Source organism: Verrucomicrobiia bacterium, assembly GCA_035629175.1.
Classification (GTDB): domain Bacteria; phylum Verrucomicrobiota; class Verrucomicrobiia; order Limisphaerales; family DASXHY01; genus DASXHY01.
The window spans coordinates 68,450-87,610 of record DASPIL010000107.1 but is presented as its reverse complement, the minus strand read 5'-3'; the positions used below and the strand labels follow the sequence as shown (position 1 = coordinate 87,610).

The window sequence follows — 19,161 nt, the reverse complement described above, 5'->3', positions numbered from 1 at the left end:
TTCGTTAATCCACCAAATCTTTTTCAATTTGTTCCAGCGTCTTTCCCTTGGTTTCGGGGAGCTTGAACTTGATGAAGAAAAAGCCCGCGATGCAGATCGCCGCGTAGAGCCAGAAGGTTCCTGCCGAACCCATCTTCGCGTTCAGGATCGGGAACGTGTAGGTGAGAATGAAGCAGGCGATCCAGAGCGACGTCACTGCAACTGCCATGGCGGCGCCGCGGATCCGGTTCGGGAATATCTCGGAAATCACCACCCAGGTCACGGGAGCGAGCGACATCGCATAACAGCCAATGGCCGCAAGGACGAGCAGCAGCATGGGGAGACCTTTGACTTCATTGTGATAACAGAAGCCCATCGCGATGTAGATCAACGCAAGGCCGGCTGAGCCAAGAAGCATGAGCGGACGGCGTCCTCCGCGGTCGACCACGCCGAGCGCGACGAACGTGAACGCCAGGTTTACGGATCCCGTCCAGGCGATGTTCTTCAGCACGCTCGAGATGTCGTAACCGGCGGCGCGGAATATTTCCTCCGCATAGTTGAAGATGACGTTGATGCCGCACCATTGCTGGAAGACGGCGAGAACGATGCCGAGTATTAGCACGTTGCGCATGCGCGGGGCGAGCAGTTCGGAAAACCGGACCCGCTCAACCTGTTCGCTTGCGAGCGATGACTGGATTTCGTCAGATGCTGCCGCCGCGTACCGAGCGCCTCCGATTTTCCTGAGAACAGCGCGCGCGCGTTCATCGTTCCCGATCTTCGCCAGCCAGCGCGGACTTTCCGGCACGAAGAACATCCCGAGCAAAAACAGGAGCGACGGTGCGGCCGTGAGGCCAAACATCCAGCGCCAGCCCTGCTGCCCGAACCACGAGTTGCGAATGAACTCATCCGTTGCGCCCTCGGGAAGATTCCGAACGAGAAACCAGTTGATGTATTGGGCGAGGAGAATGCCGATGACGATGGTTAATTGATTGATCGAAACCAGTTTCCCACGCACCTGCGCGGGGGCGACTTCTGCGATGTAGAGCGGCGAGAGATTTGATGCCAGTCCGATGGCAACTCCACCGAGAATCCGCCAGAACACAAAAATGTTGAACGTATTCGCCAAGGCGTTTCCCAGCGAGGTCACCGCAAACAGCAAGGCGGCGAGAATGAGCAGCCGCTTGCGGCCGAACTTGTCACTGAGCGCGCCAGCGGCAACCGCGCCGACGAGACAACCGATCAAGGCGCAGCTGTTCACCCACCCGATCTGCGCCTCGCTTGTCAGGTTGAAGAAGCGTTGAAAAAAGGGCTTCGCGCCGCCGATCACCACCCAGTCCCAGCCAAACAACAATCCGCCCATTGCGGCGACGGACGAGATTAACCAGACATAGCCGCGATGGTAGTCCGCCTTGAGCTTCGAACTTTCACTTGGAGCAGTGGTGATCATAGGAATGTGAACCGGTATAAAAAGAATCCGCCGGCGCGACGCTCAGCGCGAGGCGCGTTCCAGGGCGTTTCGTTCCCACGTGGCGCAGACTTCCAAGTCTGCTGTGTCGCACGTGCTCGTGCGAGGGTGCGAAGGATCTCAGGCGTCCACTCGGTGCGCGGGTTGAAGTCACGGCTGTTCATGTAAGACAAGATGCTCTTGCGGAGTTGCCGCGCGACGATTCGCGCGTCGAGATCATTGGTAATATCAAGGGTACAGACCAGCAACTGCCCCGTCCCCACGCGCACTTCAAAGACGCCAGCAGGCAGCGCGTTGCGATTGAACTTGTCGACGAATGCGAACGGCGTGACTGGCCGCGGCACAACGCCGTCCAGGTCGATTGCGAACGAACTGCTCAACAATTCCCACCATTGCCAGTCCGTGTGGGTGGACGTCGGAAAGTTTTTCCAGATCGGATGCGCTGCATCGATGGTTGCGCCCAATGTTCCAGGCTTTGATGGGTTCGCGGTTGGACTCCAAAACATGGGGACAAACTGCGCATCGACCGGCGTCCTCAACGCAGCACGCCGCGGCAACAACAACACCTTTTCACCGTCGGCTAAAGCGGCGAACAAGGTCTCGTCAAAAGCCTCGCAGACGCGCACGTCATCAACGCCCGCCGTGCTAGCGTTGGATGGATACACCCATACCGACCAATCGTTCGCAATCCGGGTTCCACGCACCCGCACTTCCAGCGTGAGCTTCGCTGCGTGTTCCAGTGCGCTCAGCGGCTGTTGAACGTTTCCCAAGGAGATTCCCGAGCCGAGCGGAATTTCAGGCACACGAAATTCCCCGCGGCCAACCAGGCGACCGCCGAAAATCCGGGGTCGACCGCTCCTTTCCCGCAGCGTCCACTCAACCAAAACATTCCGAATCGGCATCTCGCGGAAGTGAGCGATTTCAATCGCGCACTCCAGGGTTTCCGTGTTCTCAAATGTCCGCTTGGGTAACCGCGCCAGGGGCACGGTTGCCCCAGCGAATCGTCGAAACTCGTGCGGGCTGATGATGCCCTTGCTCTGCCAAAACGCATTGAGCAACCCGACCGTCGCCGTGCCCTGCCCCGGGAAATCGTGCAAATCCAGCAGCTGAATTCCCGCTTGATGCCTCGTTCGCAGCGCCCGTTCGATCTCTTCCTTGTAGAGGATCGCAGCCAGTTTTCCAGAGTCGCGAACGTAACGTCCGGCCTCTTCCAGGCGGCCCTTCTTCTCAAGATCCAGCTTCATCGCCTCCCAGGCTGTCGCGCGCAGGGGTCCCTCGTTCAATTTCGGCAGGTCGCGCAGGTCGGGGTAAATATTGTATTGGCCTGCCTCATGGCTCACCAGCGGAACATCGAAACAAGCGGCACCCTCTGCATAATCATTGGTCGTGTTCGGTTTTGTGTCGTTGAAGAATCCCTGCCCGCGCACCCACCCGCACTGTGTTTTCATCGAAATGAAGAAATCGTCCTGCGGCCCCGGAAGCAAACCCCGCGGGGCTCCATCGGCGCTCCACGAATAGGATGTGCTTGTGAAAAGCCTGGTTGAATCCAGCGGCTTCAATCCTGCGACCAATGCATCCAGCTTTTCGAGGTCGCCCAGCAATTCGTTCCCCATGCTGAACATCACCCACGATGGATGATGTCCATACTCCCGCAGCATCCGCTCGCCTTCCTGACGAAAAAATTCATCCGCAGCCGGCAACTCGCCCATCTTGAAACTCCAGTTGGGCAATTCCACCTGCAGGTAGACACCCATGCGATCGGCCACCCGAAACGCCGCCTCGGGCGGACACCACGAGTGAAAACGCACGTGATTCAATCCATGCTCCTTCACTGCCTCAAAGATCGTCTCCCACTTCGAATCCGTCATTGCGGGATGCGCCGTCTCAGGAAAGATGCAGCACTCGAGTGTTCCACGAAGAAAGACCGGATTGCCGTTTACCGCCAGCTGCCGTCCTTCAGCTTTGAACGCGCGCATTCCGAACCCACGCTCCTGCTTCGATTCGAATTCGCACGTTGAAAGCGTCGCGCGCAGCGTGTAGAGCCGGGGATTGAATTCTGACCAGAGCTCGAAGGCTGGGCTCAACGAGTGAAAGCGCGTCGTGGTGCTGACCCCGGGCGGAACTGTTACGCGCTCGCGGATCTCCTCAAACCGAGCGCGAAATTTCCGCCCAACAACCTCCGTCGCCAGCTCAGCGCTCAGCGTCTTACCTGTGCCGTTGTGCAACTTGAGTTCAACCTCTACACCGCCGCGCGCAACGTCTGGTCGCAATGCGACATGCTCGATGCGCAGGCGATCCCGCGCTTCAACTTTCAATTCCCCAACCATTCCATTCCAAATCGTCTGCGTCTCCGGCGTATACGCGTGTCCGCCGCCAATCTCGATCTTCTTGCGATTGTCGACGCGAATCACGATGTCATTAGACCCGGGGCGGATGGTGCGGGTAATATCGTGCCGATGCGGCGTGCTCAGGCTGTCCTGCCTGCCGATTTCAGTTCCATTTACCCACACCCGCGTCTCCCACAACACGCGTTCCAGCGTGAGTTGGACGTCCTTTTTCTGCCACGACTCCGGAAGATCGACGCTGCGGCGATACCAAGCCGGGCCGATGTGCGAGAACTTAGGGTGAAGCTGGCCAATATTTTTTCTGTCGAGCCTCAGATCGATTTCCAGCGGCTCGCCTTTGCCCGCGATTGCTGTCGTTCCGGGAAGTTGAATGTGATCCCCAAACGGCACCGTCCACCAATGCGACGTCACGCCTTCGTCCTTCGAATCCAATGCGAACTCCCATCGCCCCGCGAGGTTGATAACGCCGGCGTGCAGGTGAAACGCGCCAAGGAGGATCAACACGAGCGCCGCGCGGGAAACCGGGTTCATCGAGGCTCCTCCACCTTCACTTTTGCCACGCGCCGAATTTCTTCAAACCAACTCTGTGCCATGCGGTGATAAGCGGCGGCGTTTGGATGATTCCATCCATTCGAATACCAGCGTCGATCACCCGTGAGCGGATCGGACCCGGAGACCATCATGGAATAGTGGTCCACGCTGCTGACATTCCGTCCTTGCGCGCGCGCCGCAGGAACCAGGGTTTCACAGATGAATCGATTCAACTCCACCATCGCCGGGGTCGGCTTTGTGTAGGGAATATTTTCCGCAACAATCACATGCGTTCGCGGACGGATCGTGGCGATGGTGTCCACGATACGCTGTAGGTTGGTGATGGCCGCCGCGGGCGGGTTTGTCGAGCCCGCGGCGATGTCGTTGATGCCGATCATCAGCAACACGATGTCGGGTTGATGCGTTTCCATCCACCTTCCGATGTGCTGCGCCACGAACGCGGTTCCTTTCGCGCCGTAACCCTCGTGATGGTCCTGGCCGAAGCAGCGCAAATCCGGCTTGGGGGAGTTGGTCGGAACTTTCCAAAGTCCATTCCACGGTTCCTGCGAGTCGCCGACGAATCGAAACGCAATCCGGTTGCTGCGCAGTAATTGGAAAAGGGGCTCCCGATATCCGAATTCGAACGGCGTCCGCCAGGCCGGGTTGTCCGTGTAGCCAGCCGTGATTGAATCGCCGACAGGAAGGATGCGCAACGGCCGCGCTTCGCGCTGATCCACCGTCGAACATCCGGAAAGGCACGCAAAGAGAATCGCAAGCAACGCAAACTGAACATCTAGCGCAGGCTTCCGGACCCGCGGGGCGCACCAAGCGCGGGCAGACGGGGACGTCTGCGATACAGCCGGTTTGGAAACCTGCGCTACGAGGCTCGAGCGTTCAGTCATCACGGTTCGGAAAGACGGTAAAACACAGCGGGGTTATTCAAGTCCATCGACAAACTCCAATGATTGGTGACAGACGACGTCGCAATAGGAGTCCAATGGTTTCCAAGCCCCGCACTCAGCGGATTCGTTTGCGCTTCAAGCACCCATCCGAGTTGCTTTCGCGGCCAACTGAGATGCACCTCGCCATCGCCAACCTCGGCGCGCAGGTTTGGTGAGATGGCGCCGGGCAGCTGCAGTGTCACCCGAACCTCATTGGTCACAGCAATCCCGCCGGGAACACGGGCCACGATGAAAAGGTTTGCCGCCGTACCGGCGTTCGTCATGGAACTTAGCACCACATTGAAACTCGCTGTTTCCGCGAACGGATCGGTCCAGGGCGAAAGGCGCTTGCCGGGGATCGGGCGTTCGGTTCTGCCGTCAGGCAGCCTCCACCCGACTGCAAGATGATCTCCGCTGGAGTGCCCGACGTGCACCGCCTCGACATAGTATCGTCGCCCGGCCTGCAGCCGAATCGGCGCGCTCTCTTGCGTCGTCAACTGCGTCCATTGACGTGGTTCCGTCGCAACACTTACAAACGCAATCCGTGTTTTCGTGGCGGGATTCTCGTCGCTGCCGAGGAACAATTCACTCGCGTCGCGGCTGGCGATCCAGAACGTGTATTCGCCGTCTTGAGGCGGAACCACAAAGCCCCGCACCCGGGTCCCGTAGACGCCGCCGAGGTTTTCCGGAGTCTCGAAACTGATCATTGAATGCCGTGCGTGAGGTTCATTTGGGAATCGTGGCGCGGCAGCAAGGTGCGCCAGGTTCGTTCCCGAGAAGTTCACATAGAATTCGCGTGTGATCGAATTCGTCACAATCAGCCGCCGCGAACTGGCGAGCAGCGCAGGATTGTCGGAGAACACGGACAGGTTGATCAGCGCCGCAGGAAATCCCGCACACGCGACATTCGCCTGGAACGTCAACGACTCGCCCGCCCGCATGGTCAGATCGCTGATTCCGCTGATAACAGGATGGGGTGGGGCCGTTCCGCTCACGTTGCCCACCAAGGTCACGACTGAAGATGGCGGGATGATACACATTGCTTCCGCAGCAACGGGCGGCAGTGGAGAAAGGTTGTCTGAAGTGGCGGCCGAAGTCACCCACGCCGACCAGAACGCCACTTTGCCGACCTCAGGCGCAACGTAGTACGGCTTGTTAGAGTGATTGACGAAGACCAGTGCCACGCTGTTTGTCTCTGGCTCGATGAAGGCTGCGCCCATCAGCCCAAAAACGTCTTCGAATCCTGGCATTTCCACGCGCCTCCAACCTGGCCGGATAAACCTGCTCCATTGGCCGAACGCCCAAAAATTCTTCGAGCAATACAGTGATTCAATGTCTCCTGCCTGCCACCAATCTGTGTAGAGCAGACCGTCCTTGTAATCGGCCTGCGACAACGAGAGCCACCAATGCCAGGCAGCCGCGTTCGCAATTGAAAGGTCTGCCCAGACTACGCGCGCCACGTTCAACGCGGTCGTCATGGTGAGGTCGCGCCCAGGGCCGTTCGGGCCGAGGATGCAATACTCCGTCTGCCAAAATCTAAAATGCTGCTTAGCCTCCATGTGCTGACGCAGCGTGGCGCGAACGGCGACGAGCAGGTTCGTTGGGTTTTCAGTGAAGTAGGAGTGCGCGGAAAGGTTGTGCGAAATCAGATTTGTGATGGAATCAAACGCGCCCAGGTAATTTCCGTAGGGCTCGCCATACTTCCCGCTGATGTCCTGGCGCAAGGCATACAGCCCGGGCAAATCGCCTGCCTCTGCGAGCAGAATTTCGGTATCAAGCGAGCGCGCACGCAGCGCGGGATGGAGCGCCTGCGCGAGTTCAATGATGTCAGGATTCGAATAGCGGGACCCTTCCTGTGAGTTGCCGTTCCAATCCCAGTAGGGCTCGTTCACCGGCATCAGGTAATTGAAAGCGACTCGCTCGCGCTCATCGGCGTTGGTTCTGAAATGCGCAACGATGTCGGCAAGATAGCGTGCGAAGGCTGGTTCGAAACCGGGCTTTAGATTGGATGAACCCAATCCTTCGGTTCCAAAGACTCGGCCGTTGCGGGTGAAGTTGGTCGGTGCGCTGTAGGCCATGGCTATGAATTCCCGAATTCCCCGCTCCTTCGCGGCCGCCAAAAACCAGCGTTGCCCCGCCTGGCGCGTCCAGTCGTACTGGTTCGACGCCACGAGAAAACCTTCGCCCGTTCTCCAGAGTTGCCAGCGGTTTCCAGGTTGCACTGCGGGATCGAATCCCGCGTTGAGATTGAATCGCCACGCGGAAAGTCCGATTCCATTGTTTGTCGTGAACAGCAGGTCGGCAACCTGCACGCGATTGGAATCAGACCACAACCCGGCATTCTGCATCGACCACGCGTCGGAGGCGGAGAAGTTGTCGATCATTTGAGCCGTGGAACGCAGGCCAACCGTTGCGGGTAGCACGCCGTCCAATCCGTAATCAATGCGTGTGATCGTCGCCTGCCAGCCCGGCATTGCGTCCTGCACGTTGATGCGCAGCGTGCGCCCGGCGGAAGCGCCCGGGTTCGTGAACGTGACAATGCGCTCCGCACCCGCGTCCCAGCCAAGAACATACGTCAGCGTTCCATCCTGATAGTTGACGACCTTCGCCTGTCCATGCGCGTCGACAAAACCCGGATCACTGGCAAATCCGGATATGATCACCTTTGAGCGCGTCCAGATATGTCCGATGCGAAACAGAGAAGCATTGGTGGCAAATTGAATTGTGACAGATTCGCTGCCATCAATTGCACTGTGATTTCCTCCCGTTACACCCAGCCAATTTCCAGCCTGACCCAAATTGGCGGGGCCGGAGGCAGTGAAGTCCGCCCAGGCTGAGATCACAAGCGCCCCGTCATCAGACGTGAAGGCGGGGATCGCGTCGTGCGGAACCTGTGCGGCATCGAAGCTCCGGCCGCAGGCATCCATGGCAGCCATGAACACCACCGCCAGCAGGATCCCGCCGAACCCCGGATGGCACGAGTGGCGGCGAGGAATTCGCGATTGGCCCGCCATCGCGTTTAGTTCCTGCGGGGATCCGGGGCTGCGGCGAGCGGCACCACGCCGCCGCCGTCTGAAGAGCCCTTGCGCGTTCCGTTTGCCTGGGCGTTCGCCTCATGCAATTCGCCCCTGGCGCCATCCGCACCGATGGCGTGCGCCGCCGTTGCCGGCGCGAGCGGGCCCGATGGATGTCCCGAGCGCGGTTTCGAAGCTCTACGGCCGTTCACTTCATTCAAAAGGTCTGATGCCATCGCGTGGTTCGGATCGCGTTCCAGCACTTGTTGCAACAGAGCCCGCGCGCTCGCATGCTCGCCGAGCCCAAGGCGCGCCTGCGCCTGGAGGAACAACGCGGTGGTCTGCTGCCGCAGCTTAAGATCATCCTCAAACAGCAGCATCGTCGGGAGTGAAGTGGCGAAGAAATCGATCTTTGCAGGCGCGCGTTCCAGTGCGAGGGCGTAGCCGAGGAGTTCGCTGAACAACGCGCGGGCGCGGGCTTCGTTTCCCAGCCGGCGCCAGGAAAGCGCCGAGTAGAACGTCATTTCACTGAACGCCCTGACGCTCATTTCCTGGAAGTCGCCCTTGGACGTCGCAGCGGCACGCCAATTCCTGCGAGCGAGTTTGTTTTCGCCCAGTTCGCTGAGTGCGCAGCCAAGCCAGTAAAAAATGTCGCTCTGGTTCGCCAGGAGGTGCTTGGCCTCGCCGAGGTTGCGTGGCGACGTCAGCGCGTGTTCGAAGTGCGCGCGCGCGTTCTGGAAGTCGCCATGCGCGAGGGCAGCGCGTCCGAGCGCAAGTTGCGAACGCACATGCTGTCCCAACGGCCTGCCTTCGCCGCCCTCCCACGGCTGGAATATTCGGCTGCTGACCAGTTGCATGGCCTTCACGTGCTGCCCCGTCTGATTGTAGAGGGCGCACAGCTCGACCGAAAGGTCATCGCGTTGCTGCACCAGCGTGCTGTGTTTCTCCAGTTCTCGCAGCCGTCGCGACGGCTTCACTCCCAATCGCTTCCAAAGCTGGTCGCGTTCGTACAGCAGCCGCGCGTCGTTCGGATCACAGCAGAATGCGTGTTCATAGGCGGAGCGGGCGCGCGAGGGCTCCTTGCGAATGTTGAAGTAACCGAGCCCGAGATTGCGCCACGCGGTGGCAAACCGAGCGTTCAAACGGACACTCCGTTCCCACAGCGCAATCGCCTCCTCGTGACGCCTTCGATCATAGAGCAGGTTGCCAAGATAATACGGCGCACGACTGTCCCCGGGATTCACCTGCATCGCGAGTTCGAGAATGGCGATCTCCTCGATGCGCGCGGGAAAGCAGTAGTCGGGAGCAATCTCCGCGGCGCGATTAAAGCAATCGCGCGCAGCTTTCCCGTTGCCGTTGCGATGCTGCAGCCAGCCGAGTGTGTAGTGGACCAGCGGCAACGCGCCCCAGTTCTGGTTGAGCAACTCCCCTGGCGCCACCCGTTTTTGGGACGGCGCAAGTTCAAGCCAATCGATTGCCTCGTTGAACAATCCCGCGCGCGCAAAATCATGGGCGACGTCCAATCGCGCCTGCAGATCACAATCCGCGGGCCCGCCCGCCAGGTGCCGTGCCCACCAGTCCAGGGGATCCAGCGCCAGCGTGGCAGCCAGGAGTTCATCGGCTTCACTGGCACGATGCAAGCGTCGCAGCACAACGGCTTTCAGGTTTCGCGCGCGTGTGTTGTCGGTGTTGAAGCGAAGCGATTGATCAAGATGGTCCAGTGCCGTCGGCCATTGCCCGCGCCTGCAATCGATTTCAGCCAGCGCGTGGCAGCCCGCCGCCATCCATGCCTGGTTCCAGACCGCCTTGTAAAACACCCCGTAAGCTTCGTCATCGCGCCCCTGCAAACGAAGGCACACGCCGAGGTTGTAAAGCGGTTCGCCGTCTGCGGGATTACCGTTCCGCCGCGTAAGCCGTTCTATTGCTTTCCGAAAATGCATCTCCGCCTGCCCGAACTCCCCCCGCCTCAGATGCCAGAGTCCCATCCCGTTGTTGGAACGCGCATCAAGTGGATCTCGTCGCAATGCTTCCCTCCAATAAAGGCTCGGGCTGCGGGTCGCATGGCGGTATTGATCCAGGTGCAAACCCGTGACGAACAACTCATCGTTGCTCGCAATGTCCGCGGGCGCAGGCGGCTCTGAGGCTGGCGGTGGAAGATCGCGTTTAACCGGGGTTTCGGGCTGATACGAGATCACCTCGTTTCCCTCGCCATCAGTGACAACGACGCGCAGTCCGGTTTCCGAGTGACCTCGCGGAATCTGGAACTGCTCCACGAGCGGCTGGTCCGGGGCGAGGTCACGCGTGAAGCGCGCAACGGGTTTGGAGCGCGATGTGACTTTCACCGTGCATCCCGGCGCAAGACGGGTCACCGCGACGCCAACCGTTGCGGTGCGCTGCTGCAGGCGGAGGCTCACCGCTCCATCCAGATTGGCCATGCTGGCAGGGCCGATCTTCTGGATCGGATACCAATACTGGCTCCACGTTTTGGTTTCGCCCGGGTGAAGGAAACTGAAGTCGGGTTGGTTGTCGGTATAAACGCCCGCCATGATTTCAACATAAGGACCGTATTCGCCATTGGCGTCGGCATCCGTCAGGTTTCGATCCCACGCGTAACCAAACTCGTGGTTGCCCCATGTCCATTGCTTCTTGCCCGGCGAGATATGGTGATTCGCAAAGTGGACAATTCCGGCTTGCGCCTTGAAATCATATCCGCCGAAGAAGTCGTGCTGGCTGCCCATGCACATGTAAGACGTGGGCACCGGGATGTTGGCGTAGAACGAAAGGTCATTCGCTGCGTAATCCGGCAAGCCCTCGGGCTTTGTTTTCGTCCCGCCGCAATGCGGCGCGAGAAATTGCGCGGGCACTTCATCAGGCGGAACTCCCTTGCGCCCGCGCTCGCCGTAATTGACCCCATAGTAATGGCCGCGGCACAGCGGGAACTCGCTCGTCGATCGGCGCGCGTGATCGGCCACGTAGTAAACGTCGCCCGGAAAAAAACTCTGGTAAGCCTCGTGCACGCGGGTGGCGACATTGGCCCACCAAAGAAACGTCTGAATTTGCGGAGTGCGATTGTACGCGCGCACCTTCACCTCAACATACGCCCTGCCGGGATGCAGGCATATGCCGTGCATGCCCTTCATCCTCGCCAGCGGGTCGTGATCGCTGCACCAGATCGTAGCCGATCCATCGGCATGTTCCTCAATCTCGAAATCCACCGGCAGGAACGTTGCGGGACGATGGTGCTGGGGCCAGTTGAACTCAATGCCTCCTGAGATCCAGGGTCCTGCAAGGCCGACCAGTGCGGGCTTGATCACGGGCTGGCGATAGAGCGCGTCATAGCCATTTGTCTTGTCCTGCAGCGCGTGGATGCGGCCGCCAATTTCAGGCAGGACGAGAACTCGGATGTATTCGTTTTCCAGCCAGATGGCTTTCCATGTTCGATCGACTGGCTTCTCCGCGATGCGATCCGTAAACGGAATCGGATAAACGCGTCCGCTGCTGCCCTGGTAAACGCGTTTCTCGAGGAACATTGGGTTGCGATCCGGCGCCGCCGGAAGGTAGGTGGGAAGCGTCAACTCCTCGACGCGGACCTGGACGGCCGGCCGTTTTCCGGAACGATGCATGCCGGAACCATTCGCTTGTGAGGCACCGTTGTCACGTGAAATCAGGGTTGCAGTTGCAGGTTCGCGATTCTTACCACTCATTCAAATACCGTCTTTCGTCTGGCTATGGCCGCGGCACCGCACGGGGTGTGCGGCGGCCCGATGAAAACTCTCATTGCAGTTACCAGTAGTTTCGAAGCGCTGCGTCAGGCTTGGCTCCGTAACTCACGTCGGGATAACGCTCCTTCGCCTTGAACAGGTAGCCTTCCACGTGCGTGTCGCCGTAAAGGATGTTGTAAAGGCCTTTGCCTCGGTCGCTGTGCCAGGTGTTTGCGGCCTGGTCTACTGAGCGGTCAGGCGCGCCTGCCCAATCCATCGAAATGATCTTCCGCGTGGGATCCTTCGCAATCTCCCGCACTTTCATTGAAGGGACCTCCTGGCCTGGGAAACTGTTCCCCCCAATGCACGCGATGCCGAGCCAGCCGTAATCTGGCGCGGCCGCAAAACTCAGGCCGCGCCAGGGGACGACGAAACTCGTTCCCCAGGCGTCGAAACAGGTCAGCCCTGCGGGCCATGTCGGCTTGAGGGAATCACCCTTGTCGCCCGGGCAGCGATACGTGTTCACATTCTTGATGTAGGCATTCAGCGGACGCTTCTCCTCAGTCACGTGACCTCCTTCCATTGTGGTGCTTCCCTTTTTTCCGCCCCACGCAGCCCATTGCAGGAATGCCGGATAAAACTCGTTGTTGTCATCGGCATACATGGTCATCCCGACGCCGATCTGCTTCAGGTTATTGACGCACTGGATGCGTTGCGCGCGAATCTTGGCGCGCGACAAGGCAGGGAGGAGCATTGCTGCAAGGATGGCTATGATCGCAATCACCACCAGCAACTCAATCAATGTGAATCCCTGGCGAACGTTCGTTGTCCGCGCTCGCATCCGACTGGCTCCAGGGCCGGCTGATCTCTCAATTTTCATGTGGTCTCTCTCTGTTGCGGCAGCCGCCGCCGTTTGCAGCCGGCGGCTGGTGGTCGTTCACGGATTTCGCTGAACGCGATAGAATTTCTGATCCTCCGTCATCTGCACCTGCAGCGGCGAACTCGCGCCATTCACCTGCGACCAGGGACCGTTCAGGCTGTCCGCCTGCATGAGCACGCCACCCGTCCAATTCAGGATCAGCATGTTGCCCGAGCGTTCCATTGACAGCGACACTGTTGCCGCCAACCCCGTGTAGAGACTTTCGATTTCGGCGTCCGACAACGCGCGATTGAACAGCATCACTTCATCAATGGAGCCGTTCCAACGGCGGCCAATGTTTCCGCCGGCCGAATCCCACCCGATGTGGGTTGCGCCGCCGAGGGTGACGTCGCCGTGGGCAGCGACATTCTGGGCGCTGCGCACGCCGGTGCTGTCGATGACATAAAGCGTCGCGGCATCGGAAGTGACGCTGACCGCGACAAGTGCCCACTCGTTTGTTGGGATGAGAAGACCGCTTGCAAAGGTGAAGTGCGTTCCCTTCCAGGTGTAACGCAGGGCGTCGGATCCCGTTGCCGTATCCGGAAACACGCTCAAACCGATCGTGTCCGTGCCGCGATGGAAGAAGATCCCCGCATCGGGAACCTGTTCTGTCGGACGATACACCCAGGCCGCCATAGTCCCGCCGGAGATCAGCACGTCTGGTGTCGTCGCCTGCACGTCTGCAGTGAAGCCATCCAGCGCCACAGCCGTGTTTCCGGGCTCGAAGTTCGACACAGTCGGGCCGCTGCCGCTCCCATAGCCACCACGATAGGCTCCGTTATATTCAAAGCCGGCGCTGCCCTGGTTGGTTGCAATGCCAAGGCCGGTTGCGGCATCGTTCAAGCGATAATACAACAGCAGGTCGGGACTCATCACGGACGCTGCGTAGCTGCCGCTGGGCACGGGAATGATCGACAGCGTTGCGGGCGCGCTCTGGTCATAGCCATACAGATTGGTGACGAGGAGCCGATAACTTCCGGCGTCAGCGGACGAAACTCCGGTTAACGTCAGCGTTTCGTTCGTTTTCCCCTGGATTGCGGATCCGTTGAGCGTCCACTGATAGCTCAGGGGCGGCGTTCCCGACGCGGCGCCGTTGAAGGTGACGGTGGAATGAGCGAACACGGATTGCGATTGTGGATCTTCCGTAACGTTCGGCGCGGTCAATGCCAGCACCGTGACCGTGACGTTCGCACTCTGGCCGACAGCACCCGACACCGTGTTTGAAGACACCAGGTAATAGTCGCCCGCGTCAGCGAGCGTCAGGCTGTTGAACACAAGCGTGAGGTTGGTCTCGCCTGCGAGTGCGGTTCCAGGCGCCTTGTACCACTGCACTGTCAGCGGTGCATCGCCATTCACCACCCCATTCAGAGCGGCGCTGAATCCAACGTATTCAGTCACGGCCGCAGGACTGACCCATGCAGCGGGCGAACCGACTGGCAGAACAGCCAGGTTTGGTGCGCCATAGATGCGATTGGCGCCCCAGGTGTAACCCGAACCAAAGGTCGGACCGTTTGGCCATCCCGCGCCGATGTAACGCACGTCGCGAGTCGTCGCACCGTTCACGCCGACGAAGTAATCATCCCAGGCGGGTGTGGTGTTCGCATCGGGCCAGCCGTCACCTGATGCCGCGAAGGACTCTGCTGCAAGGATGTAAGACACTCCGTTGGTGAGGACGGCCGGCGGATTCAGCGCCGCGTATCGATAGCCGTTGGTCAGGTATCCCGACGTTCCAGCGGGAACGGTCACCCACGCGATCGGCTCCGTTCCGCCAGTGGCGGGCCAGATGCCGACACGATGATCCAATGCAAGGCCGTCACCGTTGTTGTCGTAGAATCCAAGGTGCGTCACCAGACGATCGCCGCCGCCCACCTGGAAGATGCCGCCGATGGTTCCCGAGAAATCGTCACGGCTTCCGGCCCAGGTCGAATGCAGGATTTGCGCGGCGGGCGCTTTGTTCGGGAGGACCGTCAGTGTCGCGTTCGCGCTTCCCGCCAATTGCGCGGACCCGTTGGCGAAGTTGGAGGCCACGACCGAATACACGTCGCCGTTGTTGGCGAGCGTTACGGGATCCAGGGTGTAGGTGGCGTTCGTTGCATTGGCGATGTTCCCGCCATTGCGACGCCATTGGAACGAAACGGGCGGGGTGCCTGCGGTCAGAACCGTGAAGGATACTGAACCACCTTCCAACACGTTGGTGCTGGCTGGCTGTTGCGTGATGCTCACGGGTGTGTCGTTTAACACGACGAGCGTCACATTCGCGCTCGGGGAAGAGCTTCCGAAACTGTTCGAAGCGATGGCGTAATAGCCGCCCGCAGCGCCGGCTGTGATGTTGGACAACGTGAGGGATGCATTCGTCTGCCCTCCCAGCAAAGTACCAGGCGCCTTGTACCATTGCACGCTCACGGGTGCCTGGCCCGCGAGCGCAGCCGTAACTGTCACGTTCATGCCCGTGTATTGGGTGACTGTTGTCGATGACACTGACACGAGCGCTGGGCCGATCGGCAACGTGGCGAGATTCGGGGCGCCGTAGATGCCGTTGATCTGGTTGCCAGTCGTCGGGGCGTTTGGCCATGCGCCGCCATAGCGGGAAAGGCGGGTGTCGTAACCATTCGACCCCACGAAGAACGGATTCCACAGGAGCGGCGGGAAGTTATCGGGGAAACCATCGCCACTGCCCGATGTCACCTCGGCGCCCAGTATGTAAGTCGTGTTCGCGCGCAGGAGGACTGGCGAATCCAACGCAATCCAGCGATACCCGTTCGTCAGGAATGCGCCCGCGCCCGCGGGAACTGTCACAGAAGCAATTGGTGTGGCACCGCCGCTCACGGGCCAGATTCCAACCTGGTGCGCCTGGTTCAAACCGTCGTGATTGAGATCGTAATAACCGAGGTGCGTCACGGGCACATCCGTACCACCCACCTGAAACGAACCGCCGATCGTGCCGCTGTAGTTGTCGCGATTGCCGTCACGGCGTTCGTAAAGGAACTGCGCGACGGGCCCCTGGTTAGGCACTACTGCAAATGTTGCCGCGCTGCTCGCCACAAACGTTGTGGCGTTGGAAACGAGGACGGAAATGGCGCCAGCATTCGCCGGGCTTGCGGAGGCGATTGTGTATATGCGGTTCGTTGCGCCCTGGATTGGCGAACCGTTGCGCAGCCATTGATAAGCCAGGGGAGGCGTGCCTCCGGCCGAAACTGAGAACGCTGCCGCCTGGCCCTGGCTCACGGAGAGATCTTGCGGATCGCTCTGAATTGCCAGCGTAGCGCTTGTGTTAACCACATTGGGACCAGCCTGGAAATTGCCCAGCGTTTCGCCCGCCGTCAGCACGTGGTTGTAAATGCGGAACTCGTCGATCTCTCCTTCCATCGTATTGTCACCATACTGCGAGCGGCCGATCCAGTTGTTGATGTCGTTGATCGCGGCAATTGAGTTCGAAGCGAACAACGTTGCGACCTGCAAACCATTTTCATAGGCGAGGATTTCTCCCGTGCTTTCCTTCCAGGTGACGACGAGATGCCTGTCTGTGTTGTACACCGCATTCTGCGTCACTTCGATATTGCGCGTCGCGTTGGTTGTCGTTCCCGCGGGATCAATGTCGCGGTTCGCCCATTCGAGCCGATGCCGATTCACATCGTTGCCAACCTGGATCGCATACATGAAATCGTCGAGCATCGTCAGGCCCGAGTTTCCGCCAGGCGTGGTCAGCTCCGTTCCGGCTGAACCCACAACTCCAGCCGAACCGAAGTCGAACAAGTGCGTCCACGGACGGAAACCCGTGACCTTGAACCAGGCTTCAACTGAAACTTCGCCTGAACCGCCATTGGCCGAGCTGTTTTCCGAGAGAATTCCGTTCGGAAGATCGGCGTAAGAACCTGTTGCCACAGGCCCGCCAGGAAGCACCAGGCGTGAGCCGGTGAATTGCGGGGCCGGGACACTGCCCACGGCCTGGATCGTTCCGTGTGCCGTTCCCACTGAATCGTTGAACGTCAAGCCGGCCGCATCGGCCGTTGCTGCCTCGTTGAACGAATAGCGGTGCGTGGGGCCCGACGCCAGCAGCGCCGCTGCAGGTCCTCCAGGAATGAAGGCGGTTTTCTCCACGTTGAAATTGTTGAGCACCTGAGAGGCCGTCAAGGCACCGTCATGAACCCGCACTTTGGCCATGGCGAGGGAAGCATACTGCCCGCCAACCGCCGTGCCTGCTGCGTTCCATTGCGCGCCCAACATGATGCCCGAGTTGGTTGCCACGTTGATCGAAACGGGTTCGCTGTTCATCAGCACGCCATCTGCATAGACGCGCGTGGTGGTGCCGTCGAAGGTGTAAACCAGATGATGCCACTTATGGTTCAACGGCGCGCCGCCGTTGTCTTCCCAGCCAAGATCCGTCGCACCTGCGCCATGATGCACAGCTGCGCCGAGCTGCCCTGAATAGCCGTAGGAAAAGGTCCGGTTGGCGCCGGCGGTTCCGCGGCGGCCCCAGCTCACCATCGATTCCTCCGTGCCGACGGTCGGATTGTAAACCCAAACTTCAATCGATGCGGACTCATTGACCCCGGCCAATCCTGACGCGGGCGGAACCAGCGAACCGCCGATGGAGTCGGCAAGCTGCAGATAGTCATTCGAGCCGTCGAACATCATGGCAACGACGCCCGCCACGTTTGTTGCGATCGGAACCGTGGTGCCGCCGCCTCGCGCTTCGAAGGTCCCTCCCAACGCACCGCCGTTCGGAACGTTGTTGACGCTTCCGATTGCAAGTGCGGTGGCGTCGACATTCACCCACAAGGTTCCAGCGGATTGTATCTGGGCATGACTCTCTCCGGTTGCGCTGGCGATACCGGCTGCCAGCAGAAGTTGTCTGATCTTCATAGGTTGTGTTGAGATTTGATCTGGCGCAGCCGAACGAAGGTCACCCGCGGTTCATCAAACGCTGACGGAGGGCATGAACGGTGGAGGTGGGATGACGCATTGGCTCAGGATCGTTTCGTCGCCGGCACCGCGTCACGTGGTGAACACCTGCCGGTTTCTGCAGTCCACCATGCCGCAGAACATGGCGTGCCGGCAATTGGCAGTCTTGCCAATCCTATTGTCTATTCTTACACGAACGCCGGAACTCCGTCGGGGACTGGCGGAACTGCTTCTGGAAGCAGCGGCAGAGGTGGGCGGAGGTGGAAAACCCGGAGCGATTGGCAATCTCATCGAGGTTCAGGCTGGTTTGCTGTAACAGCGCGCAAACACGGTCCATTCGCCGCCGGAAAATTTCGGCGCGCACGCTCCCTTTCAACCAGACGCGGAACCGCTGCTCCAGGTCCGTGCGCGAGCGCTTGACGTGCGTCATCACATCCTTCACCGCAATTCCCTCGCCCACGTGGTCGCGAATGAAACGCACGGCGTTGACGGTGATCGGATCCTCAATGGCCACCACGTCGGTTGACGCGCGTTCAACGATCCCGACCGGCGCGATCTGCACATGTCCCGCCGCGGAATTCGCGCCCTGCATCATTTGGTCCAAAAGAGCCGCTGCTTCGTATCCCAGTCGTTCAGTATCCGGCTCGATGCTGCTCAACTCGGGTTCGCAAAGGCTGCACAGGACATCGTCGTTGTCCACGCCCATCACTGCAACCTCCTCAGGCACCTTGATGCGATGTTCGCGGCGGGCGTTGAGCACCTGCTGCGCGCGGATATCATTGCAGGCAAACAGCGCGAGGGGACGCGGCTGCTTGTGAAGCCATTCGGCAATCGCGGGTTCGGCTCCCAGTCCGCTTTGCTCCACCGCTTGAATATGTGCGCGCAACCGGCCGGGGGTGTGCGGCGCGAACACGGCGAGCTGCTGCCCGTGCGCCGCCAGATATTCCGCAAATGCCGCCTGCCGCCGATCGGAAAAGGGAATCCCCTTGTATCCGCAATAGGCGAAGTGATTGAAGCCCGCGCGCTGAAAAAAGCTCCCCGCCAGCCTCGCAACAGCCTTTGCGTCGGTGTCGAAAAACGGAATCCCCGGAAACCTCGCATTGCCGAGAACATCGACGACAGGGTAGCCGAGGTTCCGCAGCGCGCGCGCTGTACGCGGGTCCTCGATGCGCGCAATGATCCCATCGCCCTTCCATTGCTTGAGCCACTTGGGTATCCCGCTGTGAAGCTGCCGCTCCTGCGTGAAGCAGGACCACGGGCCGTTGGTGTGCACGTACTTTGCAATGCCGCGAAGGATGCCGCGCCCATAATTACGCGAACTCTCTATCAGCAGCGCAACCCTCGGAAGCTGTTTGCTCATACGA

The 19,161-nt window shown here is 59.9% G+C and carries 8 protein-coding genes; all 8 read right to left on the bottom strand.

Annotation, left to right across the window (positions count from 1 at the left end; all coding sequences use genetic code 11):
- Positions 1-4 precede the first annotated feature (4 nt).
- The 8 genes from VEH04_20100 to VEH04_20065 all read right to left on the bottom strand — a co-directional run bounded on the left by VEH04_20100 (position 5) and on the right by VEH04_20065 (position 19,157).
- The gene (locus tag VEH04_20100) at positions 5-1,426 is read right to left on the bottom strand and encodes a sugar porter family MFS transporter (GenBank protein HYG25076.1); all 1,422 of its coding nucleotides are present in this window, start codon (positions 1,424-1,426) and stop codon (positions 5-7) included.
- Entirely contained in the window at positions 1,423-4,320 is a 2,898-nt protein-coding gene (locus VEH04_20095; protein HYG25075.1) for a glycoside hydrolase family 2 TIM barrel-domain containing protein, read from the bottom strand. The genes VEH04_20100 and VEH04_20095 overlap by 4 nt, the downstream gene beginning before the upstream one ends.
- Complete coding sequence (locus tag VEH04_20090) at positions 4,317-5,222, bottom strand: GDSL-type esterase/lipase family protein (protein HYG25074.1); 906 nt, start codon at positions 5,220-5,222, stop codon at positions 4,317-4,319. The genes VEH04_20095 and VEH04_20090 overlap by 4 nt, the downstream gene beginning before the upstream one ends.
- Positions 5,222-8,275 carry a glycoside hydrolase gene (locus VEH04_20085; GenBank protein HYG25073.1) on the bottom strand — a complete coding sequence of 1,018 codons (3,054 nt, stop codon included), beginning with the start codon at positions 8,273-8,275 and terminating at the stop codon, positions 5,222-5,224. Before VEH04_20085 ends, VEH04_20090 begins: the two co-directional genes overlap by 1 nt.
- A 5-nt stretch (positions 8,276-8,280) precedes the next feature.
- Positions 8,281-11,979, bottom strand: a complete 3,699-nt coding sequence (locus tag VEH04_20080; GenBank protein ID HYG25072.1) for a DUF5107 domain-containing protein — start codon at positions 11,977-11,979, stop codon at positions 8,281-8,283.
- A gap of 79 nt (positions 11,980-12,058) precedes the next feature.
- Complete coding sequence (locus VEH04_20075; protein HYG25071.1) at positions 12,059-12,817, bottom strand: prepilin-type N-terminal cleavage/methylation domain-containing protein; 759 nt, start codon at positions 12,815-12,817, stop codon at positions 12,059-12,061.
- 96 nt (positions 12,818-12,913) lie between these two features.
- The gene (locus VEH04_20070; GenBank protein HYG25070.1) at positions 12,914-17,758 is read right to left on the bottom strand and encodes a LamG-like jellyroll fold domain-containing protein; all 4,845 of its coding nucleotides are present in this window, start codon (positions 17,756-17,758) and stop codon (positions 12,914-12,916) included.
- A gap of 214 nt (positions 17,759-17,972) precedes the next feature.
- Positions 17,973-19,157, bottom strand: a complete 1,185-nt coding sequence (locus VEH04_20065; GenBank protein HYG25069.1) for a DNA-binding transcriptional regulator — start codon at positions 19,155-19,157, stop codon at positions 17,973-17,975.
- Positions 19,158-19,161 lie beyond the last annotated feature (4 nt).

Bases quoted from the DNA above. Each gene is read 5' to 3' on its own strand.
- VEH04_20100 (HYG25076.1), bottom strand. From the start codon at position 1,426: ATGATCACCACTGCTCCAAGTGAAAGTTCGAAGCTCAAGGCGGACTAC.
- VEH04_20095 (HYG25075.1), bottom strand. From the start codon at position 4,320: ATGAACCCGGTTTCCCGCGCGGCGCTCGTGTTGATCCTCCTTGGCGCG.
- VEH04_20090 (HYG25074.1), bottom strand. From the start codon at position 5,222: ATGACTGAACGCTCGAGCCTCGTAGCGCAGGTTTCCAAACCGGCTGTA.
- VEH04_20085 (HYG25073.1), bottom strand. From the start codon at position 8,275: ATGGCGGGCCAATCGCGAATTCCTCGCCGCCACTCGTGCCATCCGGGG.
- VEH04_20080 (HYG25072.1), bottom strand. From the start codon at position 11,979: ATGAGTGGTAAGAATCGCGAACCTGCAACTGCAACCCTGATTTCACGT.
- VEH04_20075 (HYG25071.1), bottom strand. From the start codon at position 12,817: ATGCGAGCGCGGACAACGAACGTTCGCCAGGGATTCACATTGATTGAG.
- VEH04_20070 (HYG25070.1), bottom strand. From the start codon at position 17,758: ATGAAGATCAGACAACTTCTGCTGGCAGCCGGTATCGCCAGCGCAACC.
- VEH04_20065 (HYG25069.1), bottom strand. From the start codon at position 19,157: ATGAGCAAACAGCTTCCGAGGGTTGCGCTGCTGATAGAGAGTTCGCGT.